The following is a 12,555-nucleotide window of genomic DNA, read 5'->3' on the forward strand; positions in this document are numbered from 1 at the left end:
CCGACGTGCCCCCCTTTTTTCCATCTCCCCCTGGTACGCCGGGACGCGGCCCGTCTGCAACGGGTGGACGGGACGTGCCGGGGACGCCCGCCCACCCGAGTCCGGGGGCACCCACACGACCGCCGCAGCCGCAGGGGACGGCCGCCGCCGCCGAACGCTCCGCGCCCCCGAACACAGGTCCATGAGCAGCACAGTCAACGCTCGGTGAGTGCCTTGCTTCAGAATGTTACTCCGCCGAGACGGAAGCGTGGGTCGATTCGCGATTTTCCCCGCACCGCCCACCTTCGCCCCGGGTCCGCGGGCCTTCCGGCGGCCGGATTCGCCCCCGGCTGCCCCACTCTGGTCGACAGTAGCGTCACCTGGGGCCGGATCTCGCATTCTGGCCCTGATGACGGGTCGGCTCCTGGCAGGATGAGAGACGCGTGAGCCCCGGAGAGCCGGAGCGGATTGAGGAGGCGCGGTGGCCGGCCACAAAGACCGAGGTGAGCTACTGGCGGGACTGCGTCGACAGGTCACGCTGCTGGAGGAGGACCTCCGCGCCCGTAGCGAGGAGGACGAGTTCGCAGCCGCCCTGGAGGCGGAGTACCGCGAGGCCCGCGAGGCGCAGCGCACCGCCGCCGCCTACCGGACCTGGCGGGAGGAGCGGGTCACCCAGGCGGCGGCGGCCTGGGTGCTGGGCACGCTGTTCGTCCGGTTCTGCGAGGACAACGGGCTGATCGAGCAGCCCTGGATCGCCGGTCCCGGAGACCGGCTGCAGACGGCGGAGGCCCGGCAGCGGGCCTTCTTCGCCACCACGCCCAATCTCGACGACCGCGACTGGCTGGTCTCCGCCTTCGTCCACCTCGCCAAGTGCCACCGCACCACCGAAGGGCTGTTCAACCGCTCCTACAACCCGCTGTGGCGGCTCACCCCCGGCGCCGAGGCGGCCAGGGCCCTGCTGGAGTTCTGGCGCCGCGGCCCCGACGGGGCGCCGGCGTACGACCTCACCGACCCCGACCTGGACACCCGCTTCCTCGCCGACCTGTACCAGGAGGTGAGCGAGCCCGCCCGCAAGGCCTACGCCCTGCTGCACACCCCGGACTTCGTCGTGGACCTCCTGCTCGACCTCACCCTGGAGCCGGCGGTCGAGGAGTTCGGTCTGGAGCCCGACCTGGAGGTGCGCACCGGCTCGGGCGAGGTCGTCTGGCGCCACAGGGGACTGCGGACCGTCGATCCCGCCTGCGGCAGCGGCGAGTTCCTCCTCGGGTTGTTCACCCGCCTCCTCGCCCGGCACCGCGCCTGCGCGGGGCCCGACGCCGACCGCTGGGAACTCGTCCGCAAGGCCCTGAACTCGGTGCACGGCTGCGACAAGAACCCGTTCGCGGCCAGTATCGCCCGGTTCCGCCTGCTCGTCGCCGTCCTGCGGGAGACCGGCGCGCGCCGCCTGGACCAGGCCCCGGACTTCCCCGTCCACGTCGCGGTGGGCGACTCGCTGCTGCACGGCCGGGACGCCCAGACCGCCACCGACGACCTGTCCCCCGCCGACCGGCGGGTGTTCACCTACACCACCGAGGACGTCCACGACCACGTCCGGCGGGTGGACCTGCTGGGCCGGGACAGCTACCACGTGGTGGTGACCAGCCCGCCCCACACCGCCGTCCGGGACCGGCAGGAGAACGCCAACTACCGCTCCGTCTACGACGCCTGCTCGGGCACGTACCCGCTGTCGGTGCCGTTCGCCCAGCGGATCTTCCGGCTGGCCACCCGCGAACACGCGGGCTTCTCGGGGCAGCTCACCGCCCACTCGCTGCTGAGACGCGAGTTCGGCCGACGGCTCGTCGAGGACTTCTTCGGCCGGAAGGTGAAACTCACCCACGTCGTCGACACCTCCGGCGTGTTCCTCCCCGGCCGCACCACCCCGACCGTCGTCCTCGTCGGCCGCAACACCACCCAGGGATGGGGGGACCCGATCCGCGAGGTCCTGGGGGTACGCGGGGAACCCGCCCCGCCCGAGGACCCGGCCCAGGGCGTCGTGTGGCGCTCCATCGTGGAGAACATCCACCGCCCCGGTATCGAGACCTCCTGGGTGAGCGTCCGCAACGGCGACCGCGACCTGCGCATCGCCCACCCCTGGTCGCTCAGCGGCGACGGCGCCGACGAACTGCACCGGCGCCTGGAGAACGCCCCGGAACGCCTCGGCGACCTCGTCGCCGAGATCGGACCCGACGCGCCGTTCCGCGAGGACGGCGTCCACGCGGTGGGCGAGGACGTCCTGGAGCGCGCCCGGATCGGCCCGGAGCACCGGCGTCCGTCAGCCGACGGCGACGCCGTCCGGGACTTCCGGATCGTCGCCCCGGTCGCCTCGCTGTGGCCGTACTCCGGCGAGCCGCCCACCGCGGCACTCTCCCCCGAGGCGGAGCGCTTCCTCTGGGCCTACCGGACCCTCCTGCGCGACCGCACCGGCTCCGAGAGCGCCTCCCGCGACCACGGCCCGGCCTGGTACGGGTACGCGGTGTCCCGCACCGACCGGCACCGCGCCCCGCTCGTCATCGCCTGCGCGGAGACCGCCACGCACAACCACTTCGTGCTGGACCGGGACGGGACGGTGTTCCGGCGGAGCGCCCCGGTGCTGCGGCTCCCGGAGGGGGCCACCGAGGAGGACCACCTGCGGCTGCTGGGGGTGCTGAACTCCGCCGCGGTGTGCTTCTGGCTCAAGCAGGTGAACCAGGGCGCGAGCGGCGGGGCGGGACGGGCCTCCCGGGAGGAGGCGTGGGCGGAGCGCTACCAGTTCGCCCCGGTCAGGCTGCGGGACCTCCCCCTGCCCGCCCACCTGCCGCTCGAACCCGGCCGCACCCTGGACTCCCTGGCCCGCCGGGCCGCCGCCCACGAACCCGCCGCCGTCGTGGCCCGGGACGTGCCCTCCCGGCGCGCCCTGGCCGAGGCCCGGGAGTCCGCCGAGTCGGTCCGCCGCCGGATGGTCGCGCTGCAGGAGGAGCTGGACTGGCAGGTGTACGGCCTCTACGGGCTGCTCTCCGACGCCGAGGCCGCCGCCGTGCTCTCCCCCGACCCCGAGAAGGTGCCCGGGATCGCCCCGGGCGAGCGCGCCTTCGAGATCGTCCTGGCCCGCCGGATCGCGGTCGGCGACTCCACGACCGACTGGTTCGCCCGGCACGGCGCCGCCCCCGTCACCGAACTCCCCCGCCACTGGCCGGAGGAGTACCGCCGGACCGTGCAGGCCCGCATCGACCTCATCGAGAAGCACCGCGACCTGGCCCTGGTGGAGCGCCCCGAGTACAAACGCCGCTGGCAGTGCGAGCCCTGGGAGGTCCGCCAGGCCGCCGCGCTGCGGTCCTGGCTGCTGGACCGCTGCGAGCAGCCCGGCCTGTGGTTCGCCTCCGCCCCGGGGCGGGAGGGCGTCCCCCGCCCCCTGTCCCTCACCGAACTGGCCGAGGCCCTGGTCCGCGCGCCCGGCGGGGACGACGTGACCGCGGTGGCCGAGTGGTACGCCGCCGAGCACCTGGGACGCCCCGGCGCGGACCTGGTCGAGGTGCTCGAACAGCTCGTCGCCGACCAGCACGTCCCCTTCCTGGCCGCGTACCGCTACCGGCCGTCGGGGCTGCGCAAGTACGCGCGGTGGCAAAAGGTGTGGGACCTGCAGCAGGAGGAGGACCGCACCGGACGGCGCCTGGACATCCCGCTGCCGCCCAGGTACACCTCCGCGGACTTCCGCGAGCCGTCGTACTGGGCCAACCGCGGCCGGCTCGACCTGCCCCGGGAGCGGTTCCTGTCCTATCCGGGGACGGAACCGCCGGACGGTCCCGCGATCGTGCTGGGCTGGGCCGGCTGGGACCACGCGCAGCGGGCCGAGGCCCTCATCGGCCTCGTCGCGGCCCGCACCGCCGAGGAGCGGCCCCGGGAACAGGTCGTTCCACTGCTCGCCGGGGTGCTCGAACTCCTGCCGTGGCTCCGCCGGTGGCACGACGGCGGCACCGTCGAGCGGGTCGCCCGCTGGCTCGCCGAACACCGGGAACGCCACGGCCTCAGCGAGGACCACCTCACCACCTGGCGGCCCGCCTGACCGGTCAGGACGCGGCTCCGCACACGTCGGCCAGGATGCTCAGCACCGCGATCGGGTCGGGCAGGTGGACCGGTCCGTCGCCCCCGAAGGGCGAGCGGATCCAGTCGGCGGTGCGCCCCGACGGCAGCAGCGACGGCGGCGCGGGCACGTAGCTGTCCCGGCAGTGCCAGCGCAGGCCCGGTGTGTCCTCGACCGTCTCGGGGAAGCAGTCCAGGCGGCAGGACCACCACTCGTCCTCGTCGATGGGTGAACGGGTGGCCACGAAGAACAGGTAGCGCTGGGACTCCAGGGCCGCCACCGGCCCGAGGCGCAGCCCCGCGCGGTCCATCTGGGCCATGGCCATCACCCCGGCGCTCGCGGGCACGTCGAAGACGTCGAAGACGCGTCCGGTCGGCAGGATGATGTTGGCCTCCGGGACCGCGGTCCACCAGCGTCTGATGACGTCGGGGTCGGTGCTGGCCTCCATCGCCCACGCCGCGCTCGTCGGGTGTGCGCCCGGCGCGGGGCAGCCCAGCCGGTCGCAGGTGCACGCACGGGGCCCTTCCCGGTCGGGGTGGGCTCCCCGACACACCGGCCACCCGAGTGCCGCGTACTCCAGTGCGGCGTCGATCATGGCAGCTGGTTTCTGACGGCGGCGCCTGCGTCTGCCGCCCAACACACCGACCATGAATCCCCCATCACTCTCAGTGTCGGCCGCCGACATCCGGCGCGGGGGCCCGTGGCGCGGGGCCCGCGGGTGTCGGGGCTGTTCTGCTCCCCGACACCCGTCCGGGCCGCCGGGGAGTGCTCTAGTGGTTCCCGGCTACCGCAGCAGACGCGCTGCCTCGGTCGCCCAGTAGGTGAGGATCTGTCCGGCGCCCGCCCTCCGGTAGGAGGTGAGGGTCTCCAGAATCACCCGTTCCCGTTCCAGCCAGCCGTTCCGGGCCGCCGCCTCGACCATCGCGTACTCGCCGCTGACCTGGTAGGCGGAGACGGGCACGGAGACGGCCTCGGCCACCCTGGCCACGATGTCCAGGTAGGCCAGTCCCGGTTTGACCATCACCATGTCAGCCCCTTCGGCCAGGTCCAGCTCGACCTCGCGCAGCGCCTCCCGGGCGTTGGCGGGATCCTGCTGGTAGCTGGAGCGGTCGCCGAACTGCGGCGCGCACTCGGCCGCGTCGCGGAACGGGCCGTAGAACGCCGAGGCGTACTTGGCGGCATAGGCGAGGATCGCGACACCGGTGTACCCGGCCCCGTCCAGTGCGGCGCGGATCGCCCCCACCTGGCCGTCCATCATGCCGCTGGGGGCGACCACGGCCGCCCCGGCCGCGGCCTGGGCCACCGCGGCGGAGGCGTAGCGCTCCAGGGTGGCGTCGTTGTCGACCTCGCCCGTGTCGGTGAGCAGTCCGCAGTGTCCGTGCGAAGTGTACTCGTCCAGACACAGATCGGTCATCAGCACGACCTCGTCGCCGAGGTCCGCGGCGAGCTTTCGCAGCGCCACCTGCACGATCCCGTCGGGGTCGTCGGCGGAGGAGCCGCGCTCGTCCTTGGCCGCGGGCACGCCGAACAGCATGATCCCGCCGACCCCGGCCCCGACCGCCTCCTCGGCGCTCTTGCGCAGGCTGTCCAGGGTGTGCTGGTGGACGCCCGGCATGGAGCCGATCTCCTGCGGCGCGTCGATGCCCTCCTTGACGAACATCGGCAGAATGAGCTCTTCCGGCCGGACGCGCGTCTCCGCGACCAGCCGCCGCATCGCGGGCGTGGCGCGCAGTCGCCGCGGCCGGGCCAGCGGGAAACGGGCCGTCATGCGGATCCTCTCCTGTCCTGTGTCACAGCATGGTCTTGCGGCGGCGGCCCCGGCGCTTCTGGCTGGGGCGCAGCACCGGCTTGCCCGCCTCGATCGCGGCCTGCCGCTGGGCCGCGCCGAACTCCGCGAGCGCCTCGGCCAGCGCCACCACCGACGCCTTCGGCGCGCGCACGTCCACGCGCAGCCCGAACTCCTCGGCGGTCTTGGCGGTCTCCGGCCCGATCACGGCGATCACCGTGGTGGCGTGCGGTTTGCCCGCGATGCCGACGAGGTTGCGGACCGTGGAGGAGGAGGTGAACAGCACCGCGTCGAACCCGCCGCCCTTGATGGCCTCGCGGATGGGCGCGGGCGGGGGCGCGGCGCGCACGGTGCGGTAGGCGGTGACGTCGTCGATCTCCCAGCCGAGTTTGACCAGGCCCTCGGAGAGGACCTCGGTGGCGATGTCGGCGCGCGGCAGCAGCACCCGCTCGATCGGGTCGATCTCGGCGTCGTAGGGCGGCCACACCTCGACCAGGCCCGCTCCGGACTGCTTGTCCTCGGGCGGCTGCAGGTCGGGGTGGATGCCGAACGCCTGCAGCGCGGCGGCGGTCTGCTCCCCCACCGCGGCGACCTTCACCCCGGCGAAGGCGCGCGCGTCCAGACCGTAGTCCTCCAGACGCTCGCGGATGGCCTTGACCGCGTTGACGGAGGTGAAGGCCACCCACTGGTAGCGGCCGGTGACCAGGCCGCGGACCGCCCGCTCCATCTGCTGCGGGGTGCGCGGCGGCTCCACCGAGATGGTGGGGACCTCCTCGGGCACCGCCCCGTAGCCGCGCAGCTGGTCGGAGAGGGCCGCGGCCTGCTCGCGGGTGCGCGGTACCAGGACCCGCCAGCCGAACAGCGGCTTGGTCTCGAACCAGGAGAGCTTCCGCTGGCGTTGCGCCCCCTCCCCGATGATCATCAGGGACGGGCGGGGAACCGTGTGGCCCTTGGCGTCGGAGGCCTTCAGGTCGGCGGCCAGGCGGGCCAGGGTGGAGGTGACGGTGGTCTGCTGGGTGGTCGTCCCCATCCGGGTCACCGTGACCGGGGTGGTGTCGGGACGGCCGCCCGCGATGAGGGTCTTGCAGATCCGGTCGAGGCCGGGTCCCTTCGCCTCCGGGTCGTCCTCGCTGGGCGCGTCGGGGAACATCACGACCAGGGTGGCCTTGCTCTGCGCGGCGTTGACCCAGTCCACGTCGGTGTCGGCGGCGTCGAGCACCCGGAGCTCGTTGGTGCCGGCGGGCATCAGCTCGGTCCCCGCGTAGGCGGGAACCGCGGTGATCGCGGGGAGCCCCGGTGCGATCTCGAACTCGATGCCCGCGTCGCGGGCGGCCTCGGCCAGGTCGGCGCCCCGGCAGGCCAGCAGCGGGTCACCGGCGTAGAGCCGGACCACGCGCAGTCCCTGGGCCGCCTTGGCGACCGCGAACGCGTCTCCCTTGTCCCCGTACTCGTCGGGGCCGACGACCTCCACGTCCGGACGGCAGTGGCGCAGCAGCCCCTCCCGGTGCCGGGCGAGCGGTCCGAACTCGCGGAACGTGAGGACGACGTCGGCCTGCCCCAGCAGCGCGGCGCCCCGCAGCGTCAGCAGGTCGGCGTCGCCCGGCCCGGCACCGACCAGCGCGATGTGGCCGGCTGCGGGCTTGGCGGCTTCCTCGGCCCCGGTCGCCGGGGTCTCAGTCTGCGGGTTCACTTCGCTCCTCTTCTCACCTGTCCGCGTCCCTGGGTCCAGCGTGTGGGACGCGCTGGTCAGATCTCTCCTCTTCCCGTCGCGGCGTCGGCCACGATCTGATCGGCCCCCCGCCGGATCATCTCGTGGGCGAGTTGGTGGCCGAGTGCGGCGGCCGCCTGGACCGCGTCGGGAAACTCGGTGACGGTGACCGTCTGCTCGGCGCGCACGGCCTGGCTTCCGTCGGTGGCGACGACCGCGGCACGCAGGCGGAGGCGGTCGTCGGCCACGAACTCGGCGTAGGCGCCGACCGGGGCGGCGCATCCGGCCTCCAGTTCCGCCAGGATGACGCGCTCGGCGGTGACCGCGGCCCGGGTGGGGGTGTGGTCGACCGCGCCGAGGTAGCTCAGGGCGCCCTCGGCGTCGGCGGTGCGGCACTCCACGGCGAGTGCGCCCTGGCCGGGGGCGGGGAGGACCTGTTCGACCTCGAACACGTCGGTGACGTCGTCGAGGCGGCCTACCCGGTCCAGTCCCGCGTAGGCCAGCACGACCGCGTCGAGTTCGCCGGAGGAGACCTTGCCCAGGCGGGTCTCGGCGTTGCCGCGGATCGGCACGTAGCGCAGGTCGGGGCGGAGCGCCGCGAGCTGGGCGACGCGGCGCGGCGAGCCGGTGCCGACGGTGGAGCCGGGCGGCAGGTCGGCGAACTTCAGCCCGTCGCGGGCGCACAGGGCGTCCCGGGGGTCGTCGCGTTCGGTCACGGCGGCGAGCACGATGCCGTCGGTGGGGGCGGTGGGCAGGTCCTTGAGGGAGTGGACGGCGAACTCCACCTCCCCGGCGAGCAGGGCGTCGCGCAGCGCGCTGACGAAGACGCCGGTGCCGCCCAACTGGGTCAGCTGGGCGCGGGTGACGTCGCCGAAGCTGGTGATGAGGACCAGTTCGACCGGGACCCCGGTGCGTTCGGTGAGGGTCTCGGCGACCCTCTGGGACTGGCTGGTGGCCATGGTGCTGCGGCGGGTGCCGAGCCTGGCCGGTGTGGTGGACATGTCATCTCTCCTCACCGAGCGCGGCGCCGGGCTTGACGACCGCGTCGGGGATTGCCGGGTCGAGGTCGAACAGTTCGCGCAGGGCTTCGGCGTAGACGGCCCCGTCGGGGCCGGTCGCCAACTGTTTGACCCGCACAGTGGGTTGGTGCAGCAGTTTGTCGACGACCCGGCGCACAGTGCGGGTGATCTCGGCGCGGGTGCGGTCGTCGATGCCGGGCAGCCGCCCGTTCAGGCGCTCCAGTTCGCTCTCCACCACCAACTGGGCCTTGCTGCGCAGGGCGACCACGGTGGGGGCGACGCGCTCGGCGCTGCGGACCGCCTGGTACTCGGCCACCTCCTCGGCGACGATGTCGCGCACCGCGGCGAGGTCGGCGACCTGTCCGGCCGCGTCGGTGTCCTCCGCGGCCTCGCGCAGGTCCTCGATGCCGACGAGGTAAACGCCGGGCAGGTCGCGTACGGCCTTGTCGATGTCGTGCGGCAGCGCCAGGTCCAGGAAGACCAGGGGGCGGGCGGTGCGGTCGCCGGCGGCGGCCACCTCCTCCGCGGTGAGCACGACGCCCTGGGCTCCGGTGCAGGAGATGACCAGGTCGACGTCGGCGAGGTGGGCGGCGGCCTCCTCGAACGGCACGGCGCGGCTGCGCACCGACTCGTACCCCTCGGTGAGGCACTCGGCCAGCCGTTCGGCGCGTTCGGGGGTGCGGTTGGCGACGAGGACCAGGCCGGCGCCCTGCCGGGCGACGGTGTTGGCCGACAGCGCGCTCATGGACCCCGCGCCCAGCACCATGACCCGGCGGCCGGTGAGGGCCTGCGGGGCGGGCAGCGCGGCGGTGACCTCCTCGGCGAGGTCGCCGTCGACGGGGCAGGCGGCGGGGGCGGTTCGGTCCCGGGGGTCGGCCGCGGCGGGCAGGTACCGTCCGGCGACGGTCAGGCCGAAGCTGACCATGCTGGCCCCGGCCTGGTCGAGGCGGGTCTCGGTGTGCGCGCGCTTGCCGACGCGCAGGGCGCGCTGGCCGAGGTCGTTGAGGACCCGGCCGAGGGTGCCGACGTACTGGGCGTCCTTGAGCGCGTTGCGCACCTGGCCGAGGATCTGCCCCTCGCCCACGACCATGGAGTCCAGCCCGCAGGCGACGGAGAACAGGTGCTGGACGGCGCGCTCCTCGTAGTGCACGTAGCAGTGCCGGGTGAGTTCGTCCAGGGAAACACCGGTGTAGTCGGAGAGCAGCTCGCAGATGGCGGCCACTCCCGGGTGGAACTGCTCGACGTCGGCGTAGACCTCGGTGCGGTTGCAGGTGGAGACCACCATCGCCTCGTTCACGGCGGGGGTGTTGACCATCTCCGCCATGAGCTTGAGACGGACCTCACCGCTCAGCGCCATGCGCTCAAGCAGCGCCACGGGCGAACTCCGGTGGCTCACGCCCAGGGCGAGGACACTCATCCGCACTCCAATGCAACCATCTTCTTCGCGACGCTCCCTTCCTCACGCGCGTCCGTCGGACGCCCGCCGCCCCGCCGCCCCGGTGACCGGTCGACTCAGACCTCCAGAACGTCCATCCAGTCCGGTCCCCGGCGGCCCGCGGACTTGCGCTGCTCGTGGAAGGCCAGGATCTGGAGTTCGATGGACAGGTCGACCTTACGCACATCGACGTGGTCGGGCACATTGAGTACCACCGGGGCGAAGTTCAGGATGCTGGTGACGCCGGCCGCGACGAACCGGTCGCACACCCCCTGAGCGGCCTTCGCCGGAGTGGCGATCACTCCGATCGAGACGTTCTCATCGCTGACAACGTCCTCCAGGTTGTCAATATGCCGTACGGTCAGCCCGGCCACGCGGGACCCCACCACTTCGGGGGCTTCGTCCAGCAGTGCCGCGATCCGGAACCCGCGGGTCCCGAAGCCTCCGTAGTTGGCCAGTGCGCGGCCCAGGTTGCCCACGCCGATGATGGCCACGGACCAGTCCTGGGTGAGACCAAGCTCACGGGAGATCTGGTAGATGAGGTACTCGACGTCGTAGCCCACTCCGCGGGTCCCGTAGGACCCCAGGTGGGAGAGGTCCTTGCGGAGCTTGGCGGAGTTGACCCCCGTCGCCGCGGCCAGCTCCCCGGACGATACCGTGGGTGTTCCCCGTTCACTCAGTGCCTGCAGCGCACGCAGGTACAACGGGAGTCTGGCGACTGTCGCCTCCGGGATACCCCTATCCCGAGGCCGTGACGGACGGCTGGTCACAGGTGCGCGCTCCTGGGCGACATCGGCGTTGTGGGCCCTCTCCTGGTCGGCGCGCGGACCGGTTTCGGGGAAACCCCGTGATGTCCGCCACGTAACCGACCGGAAAGAATTTGCCCTCAGGTTACGCCCTTGTGAAAGCGCGCACAAAGTGGGGCCGAGTGTCACACGCGGACACGTTCCCCGGTGCGGGCCCCGTCCGGGGCGGGGGCAGGGCGCCCCGCCCCCGGGCCGCGTCGGCCGACACGGCCCTCCTCCTGCCTCCGCGCGTCCGGGGCCTGCGCCGGCGCGGTCACCGGGCCCCGGTCAGCGCGGCGCGCAGTCGGCGCTCGTCCACCCGCCAGAAGTCGTGCTGCCTGCCGTCGACGAAGGTGACCGGGATCTTGTCCCAGTACTCCTCCTGCTCCGCCTCGTCGGCCACGGTGAGGTCGCGGACCTCGTAGCGGGCGCCCACCTCGGCGCAGACCCGCGCGATGACGGCGAGCGCCTCCTCGCACAGGTGGCACCCCGGTTTCCCCAACATGGTGACCACGTGAGGATTATCACTCTTCTCGATGCGGTCCGACATGGCGCCTTTCCCCTCCTCCTGTCCCTCCGGTCTCCCGGCCCCGGCGAATCATCCGCCTGCGAAGGGCGGGAGGACCTCCACGGTCCATCCGGGTTCCAGAACAATCTCGCCGTGGGGCAGCGCGCCCACCGGAGTGGAGTTCACCAAAAACGACGAACGCTTCAGAACGCTCAGCAGTGTGGCGTTTCCCTCGTATTTTCGGCGGACCTGTTCGAGCAGGTCGTCCAGTGTCCCTGCGGCGTAGGTCTCTTCGGCGCGGCCGGCGGCGGCCTTGGCCGCGGCCCAGTACCTGATGGTCCCGTGAGGCCTCAACGGATTATCCTTGTGTTTACTCGGAGGCGATTTTTCCACTAAGCATTCTCGTCGGGGGCAATGGGGCCTTCGTACACGCCGTTCGCGGGTGACGGGAAGAGGCACATGAGCCACCTTCTGCTACTGACCAACTCCAACGAGCCGTCCGATCAGATCCTGCCCGCCCTGGGGCTGCTCCTGCACTCGGTGCGCATCGCGCCCGCCGAGGCGAGCGCCCTGCTGACCCCCGGACACGACCGCGCGGCCGGCCTGCCGGTGGACGCGATCCTGGTGGACGCCCGCACCGATCTCGCCGCGGCACGGAACCTGTGCCGCCTGCTGCACACCACGGGCCTGGACTGCCCGCTCATCGCCGTCCTCACCGAGGGGGGCGTCGCCGCGCTGACCCCCGACTGGCAGGTGACCGACTTCCTGCTCACCACCGCCGGTCCGGCCGAGGTTGAGGCGCGGCTGCGGCTGTCGGTCGGCCAGGCCGACAGCGCCGCCGACGACCCCGACGAGATCCGCCGCGGCGACCTGGTCATCGACGAGGCCACCTACACGGCCCGGCTGCGCGGCCGCATCCTCGACCTCACCTTCAAGGAGTTCGAGCTCCTGAAGTTCCTCGCCCAGCACCCCGGCCGGGTCTTCACCCGCGCCCAACTGCTCCAGGAGGTGTGGGGGTACGACTACTTCGGCGGCACCCGCACGATCGACGTGCACGTGCGGCGGCTGCGCGCCAAGCTCGGCACCGAGTACGAGTCCCTGATCGGGACCGTGCGCAACGTCGGCTACCGCTTCGTCATGGACCCCGTCGCGGACTCCGCGTCCCGGGCCGCCGACGACCGCGCGGCGGCGCGGCCGGAGGAGGCGGAGCCGCCGCTGGCCCGGCACAGGGTCTGACCC

Annotated in this window: 10 protein-coding genes; 2 read left to right on the top strand and 8 right to left on the bottom strand. The window is 72.9% G+C overall.

Features of this window, described 5'->3' with window-relative positions; genetic code table 11:
* The first annotated feature begins 460 nt into the window (after positions 1-460).
* Entirely contained in the window at positions 461-4,057 is a 3,597-nt protein-coding gene (gene pglX, locus FOF52_RS14145) for a BREX-2 system adenine-specific DNA-methyltransferase PglX (protein ID WP_248590422.1), read from the top strand.
* A 4-nt stretch (positions 4,058-4,061) separates the two neighbouring features.
* On the opposite strand, the gene FOF52_RS14150 is transcribed toward pglX, so the two are convergent.
* The 8 genes from FOF52_RS14150 to FOF52_RS14185 form a co-directional block, all read right to left on the bottom strand.
* Positions 4,062-4,724, bottom strand: coding sequence for a bifunctional DNA primase/polymerase (locus FOF52_RS14150; protein ID WP_248590423.1), 663 nt, complete (start codon positions 4,722-4,724; stop codon positions 4,062-4,064).
* 135 nt (positions 4,725-4,859) lie between these two features.
* Positions 4,860-5,843: a porphobilinogen synthase gene (gene hemB, locus FOF52_RS14155; RefSeq protein WP_248590424.1), complete on the bottom strand. Its 984-nt coding sequence runs from the start codon at positions 5,841-5,843 to the stop codon at positions 4,860-4,862.
* Between the two features lie 22 nt (positions 5,844-5,865).
* The gene (locus tag FOF52_RS14160) at positions 5,866-7,551 is read right to left on the bottom strand and encodes a bifunctional uroporphyrinogen-III C-methyltransferase/uroporphyrinogen-III synthase (protein ID WP_248590425.1); all 1,686 of its coding nucleotides are present in this window, start codon (positions 7,549-7,551) and stop codon (positions 5,866-5,868) included.
* Between the two features lie 56 nt (positions 7,552-7,607).
* A complete protein-coding gene (hemC, locus tag FOF52_RS14165; protein WP_248590426.1) occupies positions 7,608-8,570 on the bottom strand; it encodes a hydroxymethylbilane synthase in 963 nt (320 codons plus the stop codon).
* A gap of 1 nt (position 8,571) precedes the next feature.
* Positions 8,572-10,005, bottom strand: a complete 1,434-nt coding sequence (locus FOF52_RS14170; RefSeq protein WP_248590427.1) for a glutamyl-tRNA reductase — start codon at positions 10,003-10,005, stop codon at positions 8,572-8,574.
* Between the two features lie 95 nt (positions 10,006-10,100).
* Entirely contained in the window at positions 10,101-10,793 is a 693-nt protein-coding gene (locus tag FOF52_RS14175) for a redox-sensing transcriptional repressor Rex (protein ID WP_248590428.1), read from the bottom strand.
* 289 nt (positions 10,794-11,082) lie between these two features.
* Positions 11,083-11,358, bottom strand: a complete 276-nt coding sequence (locus FOF52_RS14180; RefSeq protein ID WP_248590429.1) for a glutaredoxin family protein — start codon at positions 11,356-11,358, stop codon at positions 11,083-11,085.
* A 48-nt stretch (positions 11,359-11,406) separates the two neighbouring features.
* The gene (locus FOF52_RS14185; protein ID WP_248590430.1) at positions 11,407-11,670 is read right to left on the bottom strand and encodes a MoaD/ThiS family protein; all 264 of its coding nucleotides are present in this window, start codon (positions 11,668-11,670) and stop codon (positions 11,407-11,409) included.
* A 105-nt stretch (positions 11,671-11,775) separates the two neighbouring features.
* Between FOF52_RS14185 and FOF52_RS14190 the strand changes: the two genes are divergently transcribed.
* On the top strand, positions 11,776-12,552 hold the full coding sequence (locus FOF52_RS14190) for a winged helix-turn-helix transcriptional regulator (RefSeq protein ID WP_248590431.1): 777 nt from the start codon (positions 11,776-11,778) through the stop codon (positions 12,550-12,552).
* The last annotated feature ends 3 nt before the right edge of the window (positions 12,553-12,555 follow it).

The sequence above is a fragment of the Thermobifida alba genome, from assembly GCF_023208015.1.
GTDB classification, from domain to species: Bacteria; Actinomycetota; Actinomycetes; order Streptosporangiales; family Streptosporangiaceae; genus Thermobifida; species Thermobifida alba.

Bases quoted from the DNA above. Each gene is read 5' to 3' on its own strand.
- FOF52_RS14180 (WP_248590429.1), bottom strand. From the start codon at position 11,358: ATGTCGGACCGCATCGAGAAGAGTGATAATCCTCACGTGGTCACCATG.
- FOF52_RS14170 (WP_248590427.1), bottom strand. From the start codon at position 10,005: ATGAGTGTCCTCGCCCTGGGCGTGAGCCACCGGAGTTCGCCCGTGGCG.
- FOF52_RS14150 (WP_248590423.1), bottom strand. From the start codon at position 4,724: ATGGTCGGTGTGTTGGGCGGCAGACGCAGGCGCCGCCGTCAGAAACCA.
- FOF52_RS14190 (WP_248590431.1), top strand. From the start codon at position 11,776: ATGAGCCACCTTCTGCTACTGACCAACTCCAACGAGCCGTCCGATCAG.
- hemC (WP_248590426.1), bottom strand. From the start codon at position 8,570: ATGTCCACCACACCGGCCAGGCTCGGCACCCGCCGCAGCACCATGGCC.
- hemB (WP_248590424.1), bottom strand. From the start codon at position 5,843: ATGACGGCCCGTTTCCCGCTGGCCCGGCCGCGGCGACTGCGCGCCACG.